Below are 24,217 nucleotides of genomic sequence, written 5' to 3'. Positions count from 1 at the left end.
TTTCTCCTTAATAATTTTGTCTTTTCATAGATTTTATAGAGAACACAAAAAATAGTGTTCCAATTGTTAAAATATGTAACAAACAACTAAACTGCGATACATTTAATGAATATCCACCTATACTGTTTTCTACCATTTCTTTGGCAGCCGATGATACATTTTGATAAACCCCTAATAAACTTGCAAGCGGATGTATATGAACTAATATCGAAGCTCCAAATATCCCAATTCCTAAATAAAGCAAGCACATAGAAATAGGTAAAACATAACTCTTAGAAAAAGTAGCAATATAAATTACCGGAAGCATTGCAATCGGAATTAATAAAGCTGCAAGCATATATAATATTGCTGCCTCTTTTAATGTAATTAAATTAAAATCTACGAATCCGGCACTTAATACTGCACCCAAAACTGATGACATATATGTTAATACCATCAAAAATATAGTCAGTAATTCTATCAAAATAAATTTCGCAAAAAATACTTCAAATCTACTAACCGAAGTTATTAGTACATTCTTTAAAGTGTCATTCTTCCTTTCGTCAAAAAATAACATTGTAGAAATCATTCCAATTACGATTGGCAAGAACACAAAAGTTATATTCTTAAACGCTAAACAATATAAGTCTCCAAAACTATCCATGATAGGACTTTCTCTTGAAATTGAAAATGCTCTTTCAATTGCAAACAAATTCAAGATAACAGTTAGTATAATAATACCTATCAAAATTTTACTTCTCTTCCATTTTTTTATTTCAGCTTTTATCAAGAACATATCGCACCTCCTTACAATAAATATTATAAATGATTAACCTTGCCATAATCTTGCGACACCCTTGTTTTTATCTTGTTTCAATAAAAAAAGCCCCAAAAGGGGCTTTCTAAATCAGCTACTTACATTGCAAACTCCACAGTAAAGACAGTTTTTATGTTAGGTATACTACTTACCCTTATTTTGGCATTATTCACTCTTAACAATTCTTTAGCAATTGATAAGCCAAGTCCCGATCCTTTTGTTAATCTTGAACTATCTGCCTGATACATCCTATCAAATATATATGGTAAGTCCTTTTCACTTATACCATTTCCATTATCTAAAATCATCAAAGTAGCTTTTGTATCCGATTCTTCTAATTTCAAGTGTACTCTATCACAATTACTGTGAATAATAATATTGTTTATAATATTGTTTAAGCTCCTAAAATAGGCATTTTCATCTATCTTTATATAGAATTCCTGTTCCGGAATTTCAATTTCATAACTTATATGTTTTTCTTCAAAAATAGGAATCCAGTCGCTTATCACATTTCTTGTTAATTCATTCAGGTCTTTATCTACAAAAGAAAACTTCCATTCTCCTGAATCCAACTTTACCCAATCAAAGAGTTTTTCTACAAAATCCTTCAAGTAATGTGCCTTACTTAAAGAAATTTTTATATAATCTTCCTTCTCATCTCCCGTAACAATTCCCTCTTGCACTGCTTCCAAATACCCGACCATAGATGCTAAAGGAGTTTTCACATCATGAGACAAACTTGTCATAAGTGATTTATACGCCTGTTCTGACTGCTTTTGTTCTATTAGCTTGTTCTGACTTTGTAGAGTTATCTCATTTATATCATGACAGATCTTTTCTGTAGTTTCATTTTTCTTAATTAAAATTCTGCGATTGTAATCACCATTTTTTATATCAACGAGTACTTCCTGAATACTGTTTATTTCTTTTTTTATGTTGGTAATTTTTTTTAACAAACAAAAAATTACAAATATCAATAATAAGATTATGATGATTTTTACATCCATATATCATACCCCCTTACTAAAACGATAACCCACGCCCCTAACTGTCAAAATATAAGTTGGTTCTTCAGGGTTAGGCTCTATTTTTTTTCGAAGCTTACTGATAAAAGACATGATATTACTATCATCAAAAAGATAATCTTCTTCCCAAACATTCGTATATATTTGTTTTTTTGTAAAAATCCTCCCTTTATTAGACGCAAGAAAATACAATAAATCAAATTCTTTATTTGTTAATTCTATGTTATTATCACTTATTTTTACAATTCTATTTTCCTTATCTATTTGCATACCATCTATTGTGAGTATATCAGACTGGTCTGTGCTTTTCTGATTGAAATCTATATATCTACGAACCATAGCTTCAACTCTTGCCTTAAGTTCATTTATATTAAATGGCTTTGTCAAATAGTCATCAGCACCTTGTTTAAGTCCATAAATTTTTGAATCATCATCAGACTTCGCAGTCAGCATTAAAACCGGAATAGTGCATTCTTCCCTTATCATCTCCAGAACTTGAAACCCATCAAAATCAGGAAGCATAATATCTAATAAAATCAGACACAAATTATTTGCATTTCGTATTTTCTTATATCCGTCTAATCCATTATTGGCAATATCAACAGAATATCCATCAGTACTTAAACACTTTTTAATTAAATTACATAATGCAATATCATCATCTATAATTATTATCTCTCTCATATCTCATAACTCCATACTTCTTATTCAATATAATTATCATCAAAGGAAAATACATCATTCGGTGTACAATCTAAAGACTTACATATTTTTTCTAAGTTTTTAAGTGTTATAGGCTTATTTTTTCCCATCTGTGCCATAACATTAGTGGTAATCCCTGCCATAACTATTACATCTGTTTTCTTCAAACTTTTCTTCGCCAATAGTATCCATAATGGTTTATAATTCAATGCCATACTAATCCTCTTTTCTTTATAACGATTTTCGGAGTAATTATATCACTTTTATTGATTATATTCAATTTTTATTTGATTTTTAAAAGATTGTTTACAACCATTTTTTACATTTTGTCTTTATACAGACTTAATAAACTGAACAAAAAAGAATACCCTTATGCGAGAGTATTCTTCCTCAAAAAAACAATGGACGATCTTTACAGGATACGAAAAAACTAGGAATTTATATGGGCAAGGATATGGAGAGATAGTGTTCTCTCCTCTTTTTTCCTCCAAACAAAAAAGAGTCGGTGCAGTACTAAGACCACACCGACCATAAGTTTATCTTTCAGCTTCTTTTGATATTTCTTTCTTTTCTTTAGGCTTTCCCTTATCTTCAGTCTGATATTTTTTGATTTCTCCAAGCACAGACTCTTTCTTTTTTTCTTGTCCTTTCATTTGTTCTTTTGCTTTTAAAAGCTTAGAAGACAAAATACGGACATTTTTATGTTCCTTTCCGTTGTTATCAATGCTTGTTTTTACTTGACCGAAGATTTTAACAAAATCTCCTTGTTTCAGGTTCTCTAAATCTTTTGTCTTATCTCCATAGGCTGAACAATTGGTATAAACTTTATTTCCATCGTCATCTTTTGAAACAATTGAGAAATTACTTACTTTAAACTTTTCTCCATTGGCATTCTCTCTTTCCAAGTTTTCTACTTTACCAGCTATATTACCCACGAGATTTATAAGATCATCTTTTTCTTCAATATCACTGACATTTTCAACAATCTTACCTTGTTCTTTCATATCATCAATCATATAGTCAAAGTCATCATTTAATAGACCTGTTGTGTCTTTGATCATAAATAAAACATAGACTTCTTCAAGTGCCTTTTCATCATTAACACCTTTTTCTATACTCACAAGTGCTTTTATAAAGTCCTTGTAATTATCATTCATCATTTCTTCTAAGTTTTCTCTAATATCTTTGTATTCCATAGTTTCCTCCTTGTAATGAATAAGGAGAGCCTTTCGCCCTCCTTTACCTTTCTTGTCCTTTTTCGTTTTTTTCTTGATTTTTATCTTTTTCTTCTTCTGATTTGAATTTTGATATTTGACCCAATATTGATGGTTTCTCTTCTCTTGCGTGAAGATTATCCTCTACATCATAAGTTGATTCAAAGTAATCACTATCTTTAAAATCATTGTCATACCTATCTGGTATTCCGTCATTATCATGATCTTTTGCAAGTGGATCATAGAAGTTTCCGTCATCATCTATTTCTAAGCCCAGTGCTTGTTTTAAATCTTCTTCATCTACTGATACCAGATCATCAAAACTAGACATCTTTATAGCTTCGGTCATATCTTTAATAGCTTGTGAGTTAGATATATCTTCTTCTACAAAAGATTCTGTTCTAATAGCTACATTATCTACATACTGAGTCCATGTTTTTTCTTCCAAATTTACTTCATATTGAATAGAATGCTTACCATCAGGTGTTTCTGTATAGGCAAGTCCTATATGACTTAAATCAGGGTATAGTTTGTCAAAGTCTTCATAGCTATTAGATTCTGAAAACTCATAGTTGGAATAATCAACTATTGCCCTCTTTAAATCTTCTAATAATGGTGATTGGTTTTCTAATTCTTCTACTTCTCCCATATCTAAAAGTTTATTAATTTCAGCTAGTCTTAGTGTCTTTTCCCTTAACTCATCTGCTTTTTCAAATGGTTTGATTAATTCTACTTTGGCATTTTCTAAAGATTCCTTATAGTTTTCAAGGTTTTGATTCAATCTTTCAAGTCTTGAAGGCATTTTTTCAATAGCATTATCAAGCCTTGTTATATTACCATCAGTAGAGTTTGAAAACTCTCCAAAGTATTCTGCTTTTCCTAGGAGTTTAAATGTATGAGTATTAGTCATAAAGTTATATGAAACTTGTAAGTCTAAATTTCTATATTTACCAATGACCTTACTATCATTTATCTTTACTTTTTTTATTTCTTCTAATAGCTTCTCTCCAGCTTCTTTCTTATCTAAAATTTTATTTCCACCAAGACTCATTGATGTAAATTTACTATCTCCTTCTCCTAATTTCTCAACACTTGCAATATCTTCTTTAACTGCTTGTATTTCCATTTCAGTTTTTAAAATACTTTGAGGATAAAATTTATTTACCTTATCTTCAAGCTTATATTTATTAGATTTATAGTTTGCTTCCAGCATTTTTAGCTTTGTAACTTCGTTATCTAAATCCATTTTTTCTTTAATTAGAGGATTGCCAGTGGCTAAAGCCTTAATTTCTGAATAAGATAGACTTGCTTCATCAACATCTTCTGCAACTCTTACTGGAGTTTTTGAAGTCATAATTTGAGAAATGAATTTTTGCTTATTCTCTATCGTCTGGTCGAGTAGGTCGGGGATATTACTATCCCTTTCCCCTCTAAGAACCGTGCATGAGAGTTTCCCCTCACACGGCTCAAGTTTTTATAAGCCCTAATTAAAGAGCCAGCGTGTTTTCTTCATCATTTATATGCAATTTTTTATGACACCAAGGGTGTACTAAAGTTTTAAGGGTAATTTTATTTTGAATTGTTTGATGTACTCTAAAGTCTGTATCCATAGTTATTTTCTCTCCACAAACAGGGCATATTCCATTTTGCGTTTTATACAGTTTATTTATAACTGTACGTCCTTTAAGTTCGTTTCGTATTTTTAACTCTTCTCTTTCTTCAAAGTATATTTGCCAATTTTCATCAAATGGATTTGCTTCAGCTTGTATTTTGGTAAATCTTTTAATATCAGTGTCTGTAGCATATTTAAGACGAAGATAGTATTTCTCGCCATTTTCCATTCTGTCGCCAGTTGCTACACTGAAAGTCCAGGTTCTGTTTCCAATGGTATTGAAGTATTTCTTAGCTATCCATTTTCTACCTTTCTTTGGGTGTCTACGAACGCACCAGGTCCACAAGCTTTTATATATTTCATAATCAAGTTTTTCAAAGGCTTTAGATGAAACATTATATTTCTGATAGTTTACCCAACCTATAATGATTGGATTTAATTTTCTAATCAAAATTTCTTGTTTCATTGACGGATTATCTTTTATGATTCGTCTGATTTTATCGACAATAGCCTTGAGGTTCTTATCAGATGGTTTTGTAAGCAACTTATCTTTATACATCCTAATATTAACTCCAAGAAAATCAAAACCGTCATTTATGTGTGTTATGAGTGTCTTTTCCTCTGATAATTCTAGACCTCTTTCAGCCAAGAATTTTACAATGATTGGCTTTACACCATTTTCAAGCAATTCTGCACTTTCTCCTGTAACGATGAAATCATCCGCATATCTAACAAAGTTAACCTTTGGGAAATATGTTTTCTTATTTACTGTTCTTCTATGGTATTTCTCTTTGATTGCTTTTTCTAAACCATCTAATACCATATTGGAAATAATAGGTGATATTGGCGAGCCTTGTGGACTTCCTGTTTCTGTTGGAAATAGTTTTTGTTTTTCTATATATCCACACTCAAGCCAGAGTTTTAATAATTTCTTGTTCATTGGGATATTATTTAATATCCATTCATGACTTATATTATCAAAACAACCTTTTATATCTCCCTCAAGTACCCATTTTGCAGATTTCTTTTTATTAAGTGATGTAAAGCACTGCTCGATAGCGTCTTGTGTACATCTTTTTGCCCTAAATCCATAAGAATTAGGGTCAGCAGTAGTTTCTGCTATGGGTTCAAGTGCAAATTTATATAGTGTTTGCATTGCCCTATCTGTCATTGTGGGAATGCTGAGGGGTCTTTTCTTACCATTTTTCTTTGGTATATACACTCTTTTAAGAGGTTTAGGTTTATATCCTCTTAAATTTAACTTTTCTATCGCCTTATACTTTGCCTGTGGTGTTAGCCATAATTCGCCATCTACACCACTTGTTTTCTTGCCTTGGTTTTCAGTTACCCTCTTAATAGCCAAGGCTTTTGCATAAAATGAAGTTGTGAGTAAATGCTGTAAAGATTTTACCTTTCCATATTTACTCATTTTCCACGCTTTCACAATACGCATTTGTAGTTTTTTAACATAGCTTTCTGCTAGAGAAAAGTCTATACTTTCCCAGTTTTTAGCTCTGTTAGTAGTAGCACACATTTTACTGTTCATTTGCTTTCTCCTTTCAAAAATTCTACAAGTTCTCTTGTGATTAAAAACCAAATGGAAGTCTGCACTCTTTCAAGTTAGGGCAAATTTTGAACCCCTATCCATCTCATTACAAGATGGCATTCGCTTTTTCCATTCTCCTTTACCTGCACCATTATCAGCATTTCTTACGATTTGCCTTGCCTTTTGGCAATAGTACAGGCTTACCATGTTTCACTTAATTAACATTGATAACTTAGGCTCTACCTCTCTGCCGGTAGTCTTTTTGTCCGTGTAATCCCACTGTGGAAAGGATTATCCGACTACACACCATTTTGGTTCAGGCTTATCAGCAACTTTAGCCTGTTCGCCTTAACGACATTTATCAGTAGTTCACATATGTTAGCCATATTATCAAGCCTCGCTCCCTAACCACTTTGTTGCTGGCAGTTTCGGTATTTCCTCACGGTTTTACCTCAAGTAGGGCTACTTTAATATCGGCTTACCACACTTAAGTGCAGTCGATACTCGGCTCAACTAACGGAATAGTTGGTTTGGTCATCATGCCAAACAGTTAAATTAAGCGACTTCATGTCGCACCCACAAATAAGAATCAAAGGTATTTTCTGTTACATATCTAAAGATATTGACTTTATCATTTTCATTACCTTGACGAACAATTCTACCACTTCTTTGCTCTAGGTCAGACGGTCTCCATGGGACGTCTAAATCGTGTAAGGCTATTAGTTTATTTTGTACATTTGTACCTGCTCCCATTTTTTGAGTAGAACCTAATAAGACTCTTACTTCTCCTCTTCTTACCTTAGAGAACAATTCATCTTTTTGTTTGTCTGTATCTGCTTCGTGGATAAAGGCTATTTCTTCTTTAGGTATTCCCATATTCACTAGCTTATTTCTAATATCATCATAGATATTAAATTCTCCATCTCCTTTTGGTGTAGACATATCTGAAAACACTAATTGTGTCGATGAATTTTCTTTTGTCTTATCCCAGATCGAAAAGATATTTTTTACACATACATTTACCTTTGAATTAGGATCATCGGGAAGTAGTGGATTTATTAATCTTTGGTCAAGGGCAAGTTTTTTACCATCATTTGTAATCTTTAACATATTATCTTCTGTTGGCTCGACTTGGTTATTTCTAACTGCGTCAGCTCTTTCTGAAATAGCTTCTAATATTTCTTTTTGTTCCTCAGTAGGTTTTGTTTTAATAACTTCAAAATTTGCTTCTGGCACTGGCAAATTTAACATATCTGAAGTCTTTATATCTGCTACTTCTTTAAACATAGACATTAACTCTGGCAAGTTATAAAACTTTGAAAATCTTGTCTTTTGCCTATATCCAGTACCTTCAGGAGATAATTCAAAGGTGTTTTCTGTCTCTGCAAAAGTAGAAGCCCAAGCGTCAAAATGTTCTAATCCTCTTGCCTTTAAATCGTCATACTGAAGGTATCTTTGCATTGTATAAAGCTCTGTCATCGAATTTGATATTGGTGTACCAGTAGCAAATACAACACCCTTTCCATCTGTCATTTCGTCCATATACCTACATTTCATATACATATCTGAAGACTTAAAGGCTTCACTCTGACCGATACCCGCAACATTTCTCATCTTGGTATGCAAGAATAAGTTTTTGTAATTATGAGCTTCGTCTATAAATAACTTATCTACTCCTAGCTCTTCAAAGGTTATTACATCATCTTTTTTAAAATCATCATTTAGTTTTTCCAGTCTTACCAAAAGCTTCTTCTTTGTCTTTTCTAGTTGTTTAACTGTGAAATTTTCTCCTCTATTTCTTTTGTTCTCATCAATAAAGGAAACTATATCATCTATTTGGTCTTGTATATGCCTTACCTGGTATTCTTTGGACATTGGTATCTTTTCAAATTGAGAGTGTCCTATAATGACTGCGTCATATTCTCCAGTTGCAATCCTACCAATAAATCTTTTCCTATTTTTAGGTTGGAAGTCTTTTTTATCGGCCACCATAATATTTGCTGACGGATATAATTGCATAAACTCTCTACCAATTTGAGTGGTTAGATGGTTAGGAACTACAAATAATGACTTACTTGCAAGTCCCAACTTTTTAGATTCCATAGCAGAAGCTACCATTTCAAAAGTTTTTCCTGCTCCTACTACATGGGCAAGTAGTGTATTTCCACCATAAAGAGTCCTTGCTATGGCATTTTTTTGATGTTCTCGTAGTCTGATTTCAGTATTCATTCCATCAAAAGTTAAGTTAGAACCATCAAATTCTCTATTTCTAATTGAATTGAATTTTTCATTATAAATCTTCTCTAGCCTATATCTTCTATCAGGATCTTCAAATATCCAATTCTTAAATTCTTCTTTAATCAGTTCTTGCTTTTGACTTGCAAGCATAGTTTCTTTTTTGTTTAATACAGAAGTCTTAGAACCATCATCATTTATTACTTGGTCAAATACCTTTGTATCTTTTAGATTAAGGGCATTTTCAATTAGCTTATAGGCATTTACTCTACTTGTACCATAAGTCATGTTAGCAAGGTCATTAGTTGAGTCAACACTTTTACCTTCAATGTTCCATTCACTCGTGTGTGGCGAAAACCTAACATTTATATTCCACCTATCATAGCCAGGTGTTTTTAAAAGATTAAAAGTAAAGTCTTCTATATCTTTTTGAGGTATCCAAGTTGCTCCTAACCTTACATTTATATCAGAAGCAGTGAGTTCTTCAGGCATAACTTCTTGTAATTTTTCTCTCTGATATTTGAGTTTGCCTAACTCGTTTAATAATGTGTCTTTCTTTTCAGAAGGTGCTAAATCTATTACATTTTCAATTTCTCCTATATATGAATTGAGATAACCAATCTTTTCTCTAATATTGCCACTTAAATACTCATCAGCTGATACATATGAAAAATGAAATGGATCGTCATTATTAAAGTTTTCAAAGGGCATTTTGTTATTTATTAGGTCTGTATCCTTAATATCTAAAAATATTTCGCCCTCAAGTTCACCAATTAAAGTATTCCTATCTTTATTAGTGATAGATTCCATATATTCAAAATCTACATATCCTTTTTGTGAAACTGATAAGACTAAAGCTTCAAGGGAAGTATCTACATGGTCTACTACTTTTGCCTTTGTTATTGTTCTTTTTGAGAATATATCACTCTTAGCTTTGAAATTATCCTCATCATCAAGTATTTCTATTGATGAAACCAAAGGAAAGTTTGAGTCTTCCTTTAAAGCTCTAGTATTTGATAAGGAGTTAATAAAGCCATGTTTCTTTGAAAAGTTATCATAGACTTCATTTAACTTTGCTTGTGACTCTTTTATTTCTTCTTCAGAAAAATCGTCCTTTTGTTTTTCTATTACATCTTTTAAAGCATTCATTACATCAAGATAATCTTTTATCTTTTCTTTATTTTTATCTGATATATTCTGCTTGATTAAGACTGAGTTTTCTCTTAGGTAGACCTCTTCATCAATAATAGTGTAAGAAAAATTCTTAACATCATCTGTTGCTGGAAGACTTAATTCTTCATCTTCCAATAGTTCGACCTCTTCATATTTTGAATTTGAAGATATTTCCTTACTTGCAATATCCATTAAGTCTTTTAACTTTTCATCTTCTTTTTCATCACAAGTAATAGTATTGCCAAATCTGCCAGATACTTCTTTCATATCCCCTAATACCATCTGAGGATTATCTACAAAGTATTTATTATAGGTCAAACCCTTTTTATCAGTTGATAGGTGTATCCAATCATCATCTCTTTCTATAACTGAATCTCTCTTCTTTAAGAAAATAATATCTGAAGTAACTTCTGTACCAGCAAGTCCTTTAAATGTTGTATTAGGTAGCCTCATAGCTCCTAAAAATTCACATCTTGCATTAATATATTTTCTAACAGATTCATCTTTTTTATCCATAGTTCCAGATGAAGTTATGAAGGCGATAATTCCTCCATTTCTTACCTTATCTATTGACTTTGCAAAAAAATAATCGTGAATCAGAAAGTTATTTCTGTTATATTCACGATCGTTAACTTTAAAATCTCCAAAGGGAACATTTCCAATTACTAAATCAAAGAAATTGTTTGAGAAGTTTGTTTCTTCAAAACCTTTAATTTGAATATTAGCTTCAGGATAAAGTTCTCTGGCTATTCTTCCGCTTAGGCTATCTTTTTCTACTCCATAGATTTTAGACGCTTTCATTTCATTTGGCATATTACCAATGAAATTTCCGACTCCTGCAGATGGTTCAAGGATATTCCCAGTCTTAAATCCCATATCCGTTAGAGTTTTATATATTCCATCCATTACCTCTCTAGGTGTATAAAACGATGTTAAAGTAGACTCTTTAGCATTCAAATACTCTTCATTTGTTAGATTCTCCTTTAAAATATTCCTTGCTTCAAGCCATTGACCTCCCTTTTCTTCATCAAAGACATCGGCAAGACCACCCCAACCTAAATAATCAGCAAGATAAGCTTGTTCATATTCTTTTGGACTCCTATTTTCATTTTCAAGTCTTTTGAGCATTTTAATAGCTTTGATATTTTTATCTAGCTTTTCTGATGGTGTTAGGTATTCTGAGTAGATATGATTTTTTAAGTCATAATTTCTAGCAAAACTTAGTCTTTCCTTATTAGGTTCATAGCCTAGATTCTTTAAATCTTCTTTTCCCCTCAATAAGTTTTCGGCTGCTTCCCTAGGCACATTGTATCTATCCATCATTTGGTCAATTTCTGGATTGTAGTTATCTATAAAGCTTTCTTGTTCTACTTGTCTTTCAATTTGTTTTTCATGCTCAGATAATTTGTATATCTCATAATTTCCACTATCTAAAAGGTCATCAATCTTTCTACTTTCTTCAAATGTTTCACCCTTATATAAAGGATATTCTTCCTCATTAACTTCTACTTTAGTTTCTGTTTCAATTAAGTTAATTCCATGAAAGGTATTCTCATCTTCTAAAATAAATTCCTTACCAACCTTTACTGCTAGTTTTTCTGATGTTTGACTTAGATTTTCAAAGATTTCTTCAAGGTATGAATCGTTTCTATATGGAATTACTTCCGAACCCCTAATCATACCTCCCATATATTCCATATTATCTCTGATAGTGACAGTTTTAAGTCCTCCACTTAGTTCATCAAAATCTGTAATGGTAAAGTCCTTATCTTTATATCTAACCTGATCGCCTATCTTAAATTTAGGTTCTATCTTTTCCTTAACTTCTTCTTGAAAAGATTTTTCCTCACTTAGTGCAACTTGGTCTTCTAAATATGAAAATTCACGCTCATTTACTTCTTCACCATCACCAAGGTCAATCCTATAATGCTCGACAACTTCGCCATCTACATAGTGGTCAAAATAGAATTTGAAATATCCGATATAATCATCAGTCATTTCTCTAAATTCATTTTCTCCAAGAGTTTGATTATGGTATTTAACATCAATATCCTTTTGTCTTAGGACATTTATTAATTCTTTGGTTACTATCTGCGCACTATAATCGGGAACTAATTCGTGGTTTTCATTAAATTCTACAATCCAGTAATCTTTTCTGTTTTCAGTGGTTTTGCTATCAAAAAAAGAAGCTTCATCAGCTTCCTTTTCTTGGCTTATTTCATTTTCTAAGCTTCTACGTATTCCTTGATTGCCATTTTCTTCACTGTTGCCATCAAGTTGTTCATCTGTCCTTGATATTCCTCTGGATTCTCTCTCATCATCTTCTCTGTCAATCCTTGTGCTTTCATCATCTTGACTTTCTCTCTCTTGATAAAGTCCACTGCCTGATTCTGAATTTCTTTCAGATGGTTCAAAAGTGTTTTCTCCTCGTACATTTCCTGAAGTTTCTTCCAGTTCTCCATGTCCTCGCTCCCTACTAGGTAAGACAGTCTTAGAACTGCGTATGTCGGATTCGGATATCTCTCCATAAATTCCAGATCCTTCTCCATCATGTCCAAGGTTTTCTCTTCGATCTTCATCGCTATTTCCTCTGTCGCTTCCATCTGTGAAAACTCGTCCATCTCTACTTCTTGACCTATCATCTCGTCTATATAAATCATCTTGACCTCCTCTATCTTCATTTATATTTTCTATATCTCTATTATAGTCGCCACCAGCCCTTTCTGTCAGCAGCCTAGCTCGATCCATTTCCTTAGATTTTTCTATTGTTCTATCTATAATATCTTCACTAACCCTTGATATTACAAGACCTATCTGCTCTAAAGAAATTGTATTAATCCTAGAAAAATTATTTTTTAAATTTTCCATATCCATAGGGTAGGCTGTATTAAACCTATTAGCTACCGCATAGGATATTGAGTCCCTCATAAACTTTTCAAAACTAAGTCTATCCTCTATATCTATCCTTAAATCAGCAAGAGCCAAGTTAATATATTCATCTCCATAAATTCGACTCAAAGAAAATATATTTTCATTGAGTGAATCACTAGCTTCAAATGAAGAATTATTTATTATTTCTTTTAAAGCCTCGTTATGGTTTTCGTGGTCAAATTGCCATAAGCTAACCTCATTAATATTCCTATCCATTGATGTGGTCTGACTAATATCAAAAATATATGAAACTTTTTTGTTTATATCACTTCCAACTAAAATTGGAATGCCCTTTTGACCTCTCATAACAACTCTGCCAAAATATTTTTTCCACATTTCAAAAGTCGCACAAGCTCTAGCTTCAGGTTCTTTGTTATATATACTTAGTTGGCTAGAAAAATCATATTTTTGATTGTTACCTACAACCTTTAAGAGTTTTAAATATTCTTTTTCATCTTGTAACACTTCATATTTTATAGCTTCTTGTATATTCTTAAAATCATTTACTTGCATTTTATACCTCCATTCTATGAATTTCTTTTATAATAGCCATTAAAATATCGACCACAATAGAATTGCCGGCCTGCTTATATAGTTTACTTGAAGTGCAATTTTTTCTTCTTGGATGTGCTTCTTCTAGTTTGTTAATATCACTGTCATCAAAACCCATTAGTCTTAAACATTCTCTTTCTGTTAAATACCTATACTGACCATTTCCAATATCTATTATTCCAGAATTAGGTACTCTCATCTGTTTTGTAGAAATAGTATAAGAAAAATCTTTAATCACTTTTAGTCGCCCTCTAAAACTGTTATCTATACCTTTATTTAAAAATTTCAGCATATAAGGTTGGGTCATTGTGTAAAGTTCATTTACATTCTTTTCTAAAAATTCACTTAGTGGTCTTGTTTCTTTCCTCTCCAATTTATTAAAAGAAAAGTTATTTGCTCCAAGATATGAAACAACAAATATCCTTTCTCTTTTTTGAGGTATCCCAAAGTCCATTGCATTTAAGATTTCATATTTGCTTTCATATCCAAGGCTTTCCAGCTCTTTTAGATAAATAAAAAAGGAGTCCCTCATATTTCTATCAAGGACTCCCTTTACATTTTCCCAAATTATCCATTTAGGTTTATTTTTCATTTCTTTAATTATTCTAATTGTTTCAAATAGTAAGCTTGATCTAGTTCCTGAGTTTTTTACTCCTCCCTGCTTTTTTCCTATTCTTGAAAAGTCTTGGCAAGGACTTCCATGCATAACTAAGTCTATCTTTTCATTAGGAGCTTTATATCCTACTACTGATTTTGCTTTATATTCTTCTCCATAAAGTGCGTTATATGATTTAACACAAGCCTTGTCTATTTCTACATAATCAACAACTTCATAAGGTATCTTTAAATTAATAAAAGCCTTTCTAATAGCACCTATGCCACCGAAAAGCTCTAATATTTTTACCTTATTCATTTAGATTATTCTTGTACCTATCTACAAGCTCCCTTATACTATCTTCAATTTCTCTTAAAAAGTCTTCTTTGTCTACTTCACCAGAGCTAATCTTTGCAAGTTTCATTTCCCATTCAGATGTTGTTTCTGCTGATTTAAACTTATCCTCAACAATCGATACAAGCCTATTGCCTTTCTCTGTTACAAGTAGATTTTTCTTATCTCTTCTTATGAGATCTTTATAGATAAGATTTTCGATAATTCCTGCTCTTGTAGCTGGTGTTCCTAAGCCTTTTCTCTCCACTTCTACATCTTTATCCAAGGATTCTACCCCTGCACTCTCCATAGCCTTTAAAAGTGTATCTTCATTATAATGACCTGGAGCTTTTGTGAATTTCTCAGATATATTTTTAGAAGTTAGCTTAATTTTATCTCCAGTCTTTATATCTGGTAATTCATTTTCTTGTCTTTCCTTTCCATAGCTCTTTAGATACTTGGTATAACCTTCATCAATTACAGTCTTGCCACTTGCATTAAAGTTAAACTTGTCATATTCATATCTGATTTTTCTGCTAGATTCCTTTAAGTTATCCGAGCATGAAGCAAGTAATTTACCCTTAATTAGATTATAGATTTTACTTTCTTTATCAGATAAATCTTTGGCTTTTCCGATACCTGATATAGTAGGAATAATTGCATAGTGGTCTGTAACCTTAGATGAATTAAAAATAGACTTAAAGTTTGATTCATTGATTTTAAAACCTTCTTCAAGTCCTTCTAATAATTCTTTTATAGTATTAACCATATCATCGGTTAAATACCTACTATCTGTTCTTGGATATGTGATTAGCTTCTTTTCATACAAACCTTGTGCCAGATTTAAAGTGTCATTTGCTGAATATCCAAAATACTTATTTGCTTCTCTTTGTAAGGTAGTGAGATCATAAGGCTTATCTGGTTTTGTGCTTATTTCTTTATCTTCTACATCTGTAATAACTATTTCATCTTCTAGTAGATTTAATAGTTGCTCTGCCACTTCAATTCTATCAATCCTATCTGATACAAGTTTCAATCCTCCATAAGATAGGTCTACCGTATAATATTTTTGCTTCTTAAATAGGTTTATTTCACTATCCCTTTTAGCTATTAAATATAGGGTTGGTGTTTGTACTCTACCAACAGAATATGTTTCCTTGTAAATGCAAGAATAAAGCCTACTTAAATTCATTCCCACCAGCCAATCAGAGGTAGCTCTTGCACTTGCTGATTTATATAAGTCTTCAAAGTTTTCTCCATCTTTAAGATTTCTAAAGCCATCTTCAATAGCTTTGTTTTCCATTGAAGATATCCAAAGTCTTTTAATCTTCTTCTTACATTTAGCTTGATTATATACAAGCCTAAAAATAAGTTCTCCCTCTCTTCCAGCATCACAAGCATTTATTACTGTATCGATGTTCTTATCATTTAAAATTTTCTTTAAAATTCCATATTGTTTTTTAGTGCTTTTAGATACTTCATAAATATATTCTTCTGGAATTATAGGAAGATTTTCTATTGTCCATTTCTTCCATTTTTCGTCTATCTTATCTGGACTTGCCATTTGAATTAAATGACCGACACACCAAGAAACAATGTATCCATTCCCCTCATAATATCCATTTTTTCTTGTTCTTGCTCCAATTACTTTTGCAATTGTAACTGCTACACTTGGCTTTTCTGCTATTACTAACTTCATTAATACCTCCATAAATAAAAAAAGAGCGAAAGATTTCTCTCTCGCTCAAAGTTTTTCTCCCGAATATTATATTATTTTTGGGAGAATTCGATTTACTTATTAATTTCTTTTTCTAGTTCTTGAAGAACTTTTATAATCTCTTCAAAGTTTGGATATTCTCCATATATCATTTCTGACATAGCTTTATAATCTTTTTCTATTTCAGAAAATCGAAACTCTCTTGGAACTAACTTCAATCTACCATTTAATGCATCTTCATACCTTGCCCACTTTCTAGGGTAGAATTTCATCTTAAATTCAGTCACTTTTTTTAATAAATCTTTATCCTCTAAAGCTTTGTTTTTAAAATCTGAATTTGCTATTTTATATAAGTCATAAAAGTGTCTTGCGTATCTGTGTGGCATAGGAGAAGATTCTGGTCTATTTGCTTCGTGGTGTAAAATAGTTGCCTTTTCCCAAAATGTTCTCTCTGCTGATACTGTTCTTATATTAGTTTTTTCTTGGAATACATTTGAATATGCTTCGCCAATTATCGGCAAAACTTCAACATCAATTGCAGGTGTCCATGCTGCAATGCTTCCTATTTCAAGCCTTATATTTTGTGTTAAATAATTAGATTCAAAAATTTTAGGATATTTACATAGAATTGTTTGTGAATCTATACTATCTATAGAAAATTCAAAATCAAAATCCTTTAAATCTTGTTCTAAAACTTTTAAAAATTCATCTCTTAAAAATACTTCTGTCTTTTCATTAACTTCTTTGTTAAATTTATCTTGTTTGGTATTTGACCTTTCTAACCATGGTTCTTTTTCTTCATATCCTAATACTCGCCAATCTAAGATTAGATCTATATCTTCAGAAAATCTTTCTATAAGTCCAAAACACTTTGAAAGTGATGTGCCACCTTTAAAGGTAAAATAATCTTTCCATTTATTTTCATTGAATAGATAGTCTAAGATAAAAGTAACCCAATAGTCTTTTTCAATGACTGCTTCAGATATATTTTTCTTTCTTGCTGTATTTACTATTAAAATTCTTAAATCTTCTTTGTTTTCTATATAAAACTTACTCATTTTTGCCCTCACAAATTTCCCTTATTACTTCATATATCCATGCTGGCACTGATTTTGATTCGTTCATTAAGTCTGTTCTTTCTTTTTCACTTAAATTTTCTCTTATCTTTTTTATAACTTCATTAGTTATATTTTCTTTTCCCAAAGACTTAATTGCTTGAATAACTGTCGCTGTCTTCAAAGACATATTGGCAATTTCTCCTGGATTTACTTTTTTAAATTCTAAAACTGTATCCCCAATTTTATATTCTTTATATCTTCCACTAGATATATATTTATAGTGAGTTGGAACTTGTGTTGAAAGTCCTAATAAGTTTAAGGCTGTGCTATTATATGGTGCAATATTCCAATTGTATTTTCTTGCTATGGCAAGTGCTAATTCGTGAATTGATACTGCTTCGTACTCTCCAATTAATTCACTATATCTTGGATTGTAATAAAAGCCATCAATGACACGCTTAATTTTATCTTCATTTACCATCCTATTCAATGTCTTTCTAGAAGTTTCATAAGAAGCAATATCTAAAAAGTCATTAGCAAAAAATACTTTATGTGAGTCAAAATCATTTATTTTATCTGATATTTTTTCTATATATGAACTCATTACAATCCTCCTTTGTCCCAAATATCATATCATATCTGGGACAAAAGTTCAATTGTACTTAAATTTAATATTCTTATAATAGTTCATCGCCATCATCATCTAGTGATTCTTCATGACTTTCATCATTGTCAGATTCATCTTCCGACTCACTAATATAATCCTTATCATCTTCTTCAAAGTCTTCCAACATTTTATCTTCCTTAGCTTTGACTACCTTAAAATAGTATCCTGCTCCTATAACTCCTCCAATTACAAGTGCAATAATTAGAAATGAACCTATTCCACTTTTCTTTTCTTCTTTTACTGGAACAGTCTTAGGTTCTTCTTTTTTTACTTCTTCTTTCTTAGGCTCTTCAACCTTTATAGTATTTTTGTCTTCTGATTCAATCATATTAAGTAGGTCTTTCTCTCCTACTTCTGTCAATAGCCTTACATTATCTTGATTTGATGAGTGATCCACTATTAGGTGCATAGTTTTTCCACTTTTAGTTTGAAATGTTAAAAATTGTCTCACATCTACTGGATTTTCTTTATCTTTTTCTGTATCTCCACTTGGTGTTATATCTTTTCCATTCCTATCTACATTTTCAATTACTGAACCTCTTGCCTTATTTTCTTGTGTCGCAAGATTATTTACTGCCTTTGTATTACCACCTTTTACAAGTGGGGTTTTCTTTGGAGGATTATTTGAAGGCTTGTTTGCTTCACTTGTATTTCCTGGTATTCTTGGAACATCTTGATAAGGAATTTCTTCTTTTGATGGTGTAAAAACATCATCTTTCAACATTTTTTCAAATTCTTCTTTTTGTGGTTCATAGATTGATTCATTTTGACTTTCTATTTGCCCTTCATTTGTCATCGCAAATGTAGCTTTTGGTACTGTAAATGTAAAAAGGAGTAACGCTATGGCTACTCCTCGTTTAATACTCTTATTCATTTTTCTATCCTTTCTTATTTTACATTTTTAAATACATAGACTGCTTTTCTAGCATTGTCCCATTCTATTGTTTGGTTTTTGCCATCTTTAATATCTCCATGACTTGCTCCAAAAGCTTTAGCAATATTTGAAATTGAAGCATGAATTCTTCCATTTATAATCACTGGCTTAACATCTGAATTGTAGACCTTTCCATCTGAATCTTTCATAACACCAGTATCAATATTTAGTCTTAATGTCTTTTTAGCTAGGATATTATTCTCTTTATTTGAGAAAATAGCTTCACGAGTAGAATTGTCATACTCAACATTAAAACCTAGAGTATAAGCGATATATCTTACTGGAATCATAGTTCTTCCTTGATCTACATAAGTTTTTACATCCATATAGACTGTTGTCTTACCATCTTTATTGATAATGTTATAAAAGTTTTTGTCTACTTGAAAAACTGCAAATTCTTTTTCATCTTTATCTTGTTTTTTGCCTTGTTGTTCCTCTTGCTTTTTCATCTTGTTAAGATCAAATTGATTTAGGATATTCTTGTCATCAGCTTTCAAAAGTTCATCCCACTTCTTATCTTGAGATTTCTTATCTTCTTTCTTTTCTTTGTTTTCTTTTTGGAGTTTTAGAAGTTCATCTAATTTCTTAGATAAGTCTTGGTTTAGATTTTTATCTTTTTCATCTTTAGATTGTTTTTCAAGTTCTTCTTTCGCTTTTTTATTTGCTTCCTCGATTAACTTCTTTGCTTCTTCAATTTTCTTATCTAATTCTTCTTTTAGCTTTTTAATTTCTTCTTCAGAAGCTTTTTGTTTTTCTTCTAACCCTTTAATCTTCTCTTCTAAATCTTTTTTCATATTTTCAGAAGATTCTTTTAAACTATCAATAGCCTTTTGAAGCTCTTCAATTTTCTTAAAGCATTCTGACTTAGTCTTTTCTGTTTCTTTCTTTTTATTCTCTAATTCTTTTATCTTATTATCTTTTTCATCAAGAGCTTTTTCCAAACCCTTAATTTTATTATCTTTATCCTCAATTTCTTTAGTCTTCTTTGCAAGTTCCTCTTCTAAAGACTCGAGCTTTTCTTGCATTTCTTTGATTTTATTTTCGTTTTTATCAGCCTTTTCTTTCTCAGCTTCTAACTCCCATTTTGTAGATGAATAATCTTCTTTTAGTTTTGCATTTTCATCTTGTAATCTTTTTAATTCATCTTTAAGCTGAGTAATTTCTGCGATTAGTTCATCATTATTAGAGTTTTTAAGATTCTCAATTTCTTTATTCAATTGAGCAATCTTATTGTCTTTATCTATAATTTCTTCTTCTAGCTTAGTTTTTTCTTGTTTTAGTTTTTCTCCATTATCTTTGCAAGATTCTAACTTTTCCTTTAATTCATCTATCTTTGTTTGGTCTTCTTGTTTCTTATCATTTAAGTCTTTGATCTGATTTTCCAAGTCCTTAATATTTTTAGTTAAATCATCAATCTTATTGTCCTTTTCATCAATATCTTGCCCTGTTAAATCTGTTTGAGTATCAATGGAATATTTATTTGGATTGTATATAGTCATCTTTCCTTGATACAAATCATTGTTATAATCAAATTCAAGTTCTACACTATCTACGTTCTTATCAAAGACAAACTCTCCATTTTCAAACTTTAATCCATTAGGAATAGATTTGAATCCTTGATTTCCGTTGAAACCAAAATGATTTTCGTAAAATGGATTTTGTTTTGGTCTATACTCAACTTCTTGATTATGGAATACTCCCTTACTGTTAATGTTTGGATTGCCTAAAACTTTTACAGTGTGCAGTTTATTTCTTGAAAAAGCATACTGTTCAATTGTCTTCACAGACTTCGGTATAGTTATTTCTTGAAGGTTATTTCTTTCAAAAGCATTATGTTCAATATTTACCAAAGTATTAGGTAAAGTTACTTCTCTAAGTCCACAATTGAAAAATGCTAAACCACCAAGATAAGTTAGACTATTTGATAGTTTTACTTCATCTATACTTGCTTCGTAAAAGGCAGCATAACCTAAATGCTTAACAGAATCAGGAATAATTACTTTATCCCAATGTTTGCCACGCCCAAATTCTCTTTTATATCTAAGTTCATCGTTTGAATGACTTAAAGAATAATTTCCATTTATAGACTTCGTTCCTTCAGGAAATACTAGAATATTTGTCTTTTCTTTCTTTTCTAAGCCCTTATCACTAAAAGCGATTATATTTCCCTCAGAGGAATACATAAAATCATCTTCCGTCCAAGTAACATCAGACTTTGCAAATGCACTTGTATGCACAGTTGATGTTAAAACTAATAAAAGAGCCATAAAAAAGGCTCTTAGTCTGTTCGTATTAAATTTCTTCATTATGAATGTTCTCCTTTTCTTTTAATTTCTCTTCTCTTTTTCTATCATTGATTTTCTCCATTAATTCTTCCAAGCTAATATTGTTCCTCCTAAGAGTTACAATTATTTCTTCATTTTCAACCTGTATTTCTTCATCGCAAATTTCCTTGTATTTTGCATTTAAATCTTTCAATTTCTCTTCTATTTTTTTCTTTTTGTTTCTAATACTTATAAGCTTCCTGTTCACATAATATCTCCCTTCTATCTAGGTCTTCCAAAACCATAAAAGTGTGATTTCCAATATTTTGAATTTATTGATGTGTATTGAATTGGATCTCCTGCGTGAATCATCATTCCATTACCTGCGTATATTCCTACGTGAGATATTGGTGTTCCACTGTTATATGTTGAATGGAAAAATATAATATCTCCAGGTTGAGCTTCACTTGGACTGACTGGGTTACAATAGTCTTTGTATATTCTCCATGCAGTTGTTCTTGGCATTCTCTTTACACCAGACTTTGTAAATGACCAACATACAAAACCTGAGCAGTCAAAGTTAGATGGTCCACTTGCTCCAAACACATATCTTTTGCCTATATGTTTTTCTGCTTCATTAAATAAGGCTTTGGCAGTAGCTGAATCAAAAGCAAGACCAGGATTTCCAAAGTTTGGATTATCTACTATTTCTCCTAAGTCCCCATTACCTGATCCAAAAACATCTCCCATATTTCCCTTAGCTTCAAGAAGAGCTTCATAATGAACTACATTGTCTGGATAATCTTTAAATATTTCCCTAACAACTTCATCCATTTCTCTTTTCTTTAAAGTTACAATTAACTTTTTATATTCGTACTCTTCTTTTTCATAGCTAGTATAGGGATTACCACGACTATCATATCTAGTTCTTTCTACTGTTCTTGTTCTAATTTCGATTTCTTCCTTAAAATCAAGCTTATACATTTTATCGAAAAGCTCTTTTAAAATTCCTTTTACTTCAGATGCTGATTTTACTTCACCACATCTTGAAGTTATATAGGATAAAAGTTCATGGGTATTATGACCAATTTCTCCATCTTTATTTATAATATATTCGTCATATCCAGGATGACTTGTTTTTACACTTTCGATTTGTGATTGTAGGTCATACTCCATTGATGAAAATTCTTGATTAACTTCACTTAGAACTGTATCTTGTGATAGGTATGTTGTTGTCATTACTGAGTTAACAGAGTTACTTAATCCACTCATACCAACACTTCCACCACCAATCATGATTGATAGCATAAGACCTAGTCCTATTACTAGAAATAGAACCATCTTACTTTTTCTTACGATTAGCTCTTTAGAAGCCTTACCTAAACTTAAAATAGCTTTTTTAACTCTATCTACCAGTCTTGTTTCGTGCTTTTTAGCTATCATGCTTTTCATTTGTTTTCTTTGGTAAAACTTCTTAAATCTATTTTTCTTTATATAGGAGTCTGACTTTTTTAAATCTTCCAAGCCACTTTTAAACTCCAACTTGCTTTTTCTATTTCTTATTTTCTTATCAAGTGTAGATAGCTTTTTTAATGACTTTTTCTTTTTGTCTAACTTATACTTCCTTATTCCATGCTGAAGTTTAGAGCTTACATTAGCGGCCTTTTCTCCAGATTCTACACCAGTATTATCAGATCCTGAACTTAAATAATCTCTCACTAACTCTGATGACTTAGCTCCAGATAATAAAACCCCAGAAGATAGACTTCCTTTAGTTTTATTCTTTAAAATATTATCCTTTAGCTTGCTTTTAGACTTTTCAAGCTCTCCAATCTTTTTATCTGATATAAAGTCTTTAACATCTTGTGCCTTCTTAGAATCTTTCGGTGTAACTTTCTTAGATTCATTTTTTAAGTCATCGATTTTCTTTCGAGTAAATTTATCACTTTCATAATTTTTTCTCTTGTAGTAAGTCTTCTTTTTATTAACTTTCTTTTGTTCTGAAGGTTTAAGGCTTGTTTCTTTTTCATCTTTTATAAATTCTTGATTATTGTCTTTAAACTCAGGATTATCAAAAGTTTTATCTGTATCAACTTCGTTTAGCTTATTTTCTTTATCTTTTTCTTTAGAAATTTTCTCCTTATCTCTAAACTTCTTTTCTTGATAAAGTTTCTGTTTTCGCTTTTTATCGATATTAGCATTACTGTCGTTCTTGCTCACTTCATCTTTAACAAGCTTATCTTTTCTATATATTCTCTTGCTTTTCTCTGCTTCGATAGGTTTATCTTCACTTGTCTGGATTCGCTTAGACTCTTTCTCGTTGATTTTGTCTTGGAATTTATCCTTACTATGGATAAGTTTATCCTCATAATTTTTAAGAACTTTTCTTTTACTTGATGCCTTCTTATTGCTTATTGGTTGAGCGTTAGCTGAAATATCATCTGTTGTTAATTTATTAGAATTAATATTTCTACTATTTTCACTTTCAAAATTTACCTTTTTGAAGTCTACATCTAACTCTTCATCAAGTTTAAAGCTTTCATCTGTCCTTATTTCAAGATTAGTTTGTTTTGTTTCTTCAACCTTATCCTTATTATCTAAAAATTCTTTTCTAATTCTTTCCTTGTTTTTAGACTTCTGAAAATCTTTTAGTTTATCTTGTTTTTGATCTTTAGCTAATACATTCTCATGAATAAGTTTAGATTCTTTTTCTGAAATTTTATCTCCGAACCTATCCTTATTCTTAATAATCTTATTGGTATAATCATCTGAATGAACAAGTTTACTATCCATATTCTTTTCAGGAGCGTCCCTATTTCGTATAATTTTCTTTTGAAAATCTTTTTTTAGTTTTTTATCCATA

Annotated in this window: 14 protein-coding genes and 2 pseudogenes; all 16 read right to left on the bottom strand. The window is 31.1% G+C overall.

What is annotated here, in order from left to right:
• Positions 1-7 precede the first annotated feature (7 nt).
• Positions 8-775, bottom strand: a complete 768-nt coding sequence (locus tag BN38_RS09235; RefSeq protein WP_004835628.1) for an ABC transporter permease — start codon at positions 773-775, stop codon at positions 8-10.
• Between the two features lie 119 nt (positions 776-894).
• The gene (locus tag BN38_RS09230) at positions 895-1,803 is read right to left on the bottom strand and encodes a sensor histidine kinase (RefSeq protein ID WP_004835597.1); all 909 of its coding nucleotides are present in this window, start codon (positions 1,801-1,803) and stop codon (positions 895-897) included.
• A gap of 3 nt (positions 1,804-1,806) precedes the next feature.
• Positions 1,807-2,505, bottom strand: a complete 699-nt coding sequence (locus tag BN38_RS09225) for a response regulator transcription factor (RefSeq protein ID WP_004835594.1) — start codon at positions 2,503-2,505, stop codon at positions 1,807-1,809.
• A 20-nt stretch (positions 2,506-2,525) separates the two neighbouring features.
• Entirely contained in the window at positions 2,526-2,738 is a 213-nt protein-coding gene (locus BN38_RS09220) for a helix-turn-helix domain-containing protein (protein ID WP_004838415.1), read from the bottom strand.
• A gap of 321 nt (positions 2,739-3,059) precedes the next feature.
• The gene (locus BN38_RS09215) at positions 3,060-3,719 is read right to left on the bottom strand and encodes a hypothetical protein (RefSeq protein ID WP_016648534.1); all 660 of its coding nucleotides are present in this window, start codon (positions 3,717-3,719) and stop codon (positions 3,060-3,062) included.
• 43 nt (positions 3,720-3,762) lie between these two features.
• Positions 3,763-5,136: pseudogene (locus tag BN38_RS09210) on the bottom strand (DNA helicase); the annotation flags it as partial.
• Between the two features lie 88 nt (positions 5,137-5,224).
• A complete protein-coding gene (gene ltrA, locus BN38_RS09205) occupies positions 5,225-6,895 on the bottom strand; it encodes a group II intron reverse transcriptase/maturase (protein ID WP_002839235.1) in 1,671 nt (556 codons plus the stop codon).
• Between the two features lie 576 nt (positions 6,896-7,471).
• Positions 7,472-11,941, bottom strand: a pseudogene (locus BN38_RS09200) (helicase-related protein); the annotation flags it as partial.
• 1,807 nt (positions 11,942-13,748) lie between these two features.
• Positions 13,749-14,699 carry a DNA cytosine methyltransferase gene (locus BN38_RS09195; RefSeq protein WP_044567175.1) on the bottom strand — a complete coding sequence of 317 codons (951 nt, stop codon included), beginning with the start codon at positions 14,697-14,699 and terminating at the stop codon, positions 13,749-13,751.
• Positions 14,692-16,413: a DNA topoisomerase 3 gene (locus tag BN38_RS09190; protein ID WP_044567173.1), complete on the bottom strand. Its 1,722-nt coding sequence runs from the start codon at positions 16,411-16,413 to the stop codon at positions 14,692-14,694. Before BN38_RS09190 ends, BN38_RS09195 begins: the two co-directional genes overlap by 8 nt.
• Positions 16,414-16,505: 92 nt before the next feature.
• Positions 16,506-17,489: a nucleotidyl transferase AbiEii/AbiGii toxin family protein gene (locus BN38_RS09185; RefSeq protein ID WP_044567170.1), complete on the bottom strand. Its 984-nt coding sequence runs from the start codon at positions 17,487-17,489 to the stop codon at positions 16,506-16,508.
• On the bottom strand, positions 17,482-18,093 hold the full coding sequence (locus BN38_RS09180) for a DUF6088 family protein (protein WP_044567168.1): 612 nt from the start codon (positions 18,091-18,093) through the stop codon (positions 17,482-17,484). Before BN38_RS09180 ends, BN38_RS09185 begins: the two co-directional genes overlap by 8 nt.
• A gap of 73 nt (positions 18,094-18,166) precedes the next feature.
• Positions 18,167-19,030, bottom strand: a complete 864-nt coding sequence (locus BN38_RS09175; protein ID WP_044567166.1) for a CD1107 family mobile element protein — start codon at positions 19,028-19,030, stop codon at positions 18,167-18,169.
• Positions 19,031-19,044: 14 nt separating this feature from the next.
• Complete coding sequence (locus BN38_RS09170) at positions 19,045-21,396, bottom strand: leucine-rich repeat protein (RefSeq protein ID WP_044567164.1); 2,352 nt, start codon at positions 21,394-21,396, stop codon at positions 19,045-19,047.
• Complete coding sequence (locus BN38_RS09165; protein WP_001080402.1) at positions 21,383-21,622, bottom strand: hypothetical protein; 240 nt, start codon at positions 21,620-21,622, stop codon at positions 21,383-21,385. The genes BN38_RS09170 and BN38_RS09165 overlap by 14 nt, the downstream gene beginning before the upstream one ends.
• Positions 21,623-21,636: 14 nt before the next feature.
• The gene (locus BN38_RS09160) at positions 21,637-24,216 is read right to left on the bottom strand and encodes a CD1108 family mobile element protein (protein WP_019117163.1); all 2,580 of its coding nucleotides are present in this window, start codon (positions 24,214-24,216) and stop codon (positions 21,637-21,639) included.
• Position 24,217 lies beyond the last annotated feature (1 nt).

This window comes from Anaerococcus provencensis (assembly GCF_000312365.2).
Classification (GTDB): domain Bacteria; phylum Bacillota; class Clostridia; order Tissierellales; family Peptoniphilaceae; genus Anaerococcus; species Anaerococcus provencensis.
This window is presented reverse-complemented; position numbering and strand designations above follow the sequence as displayed.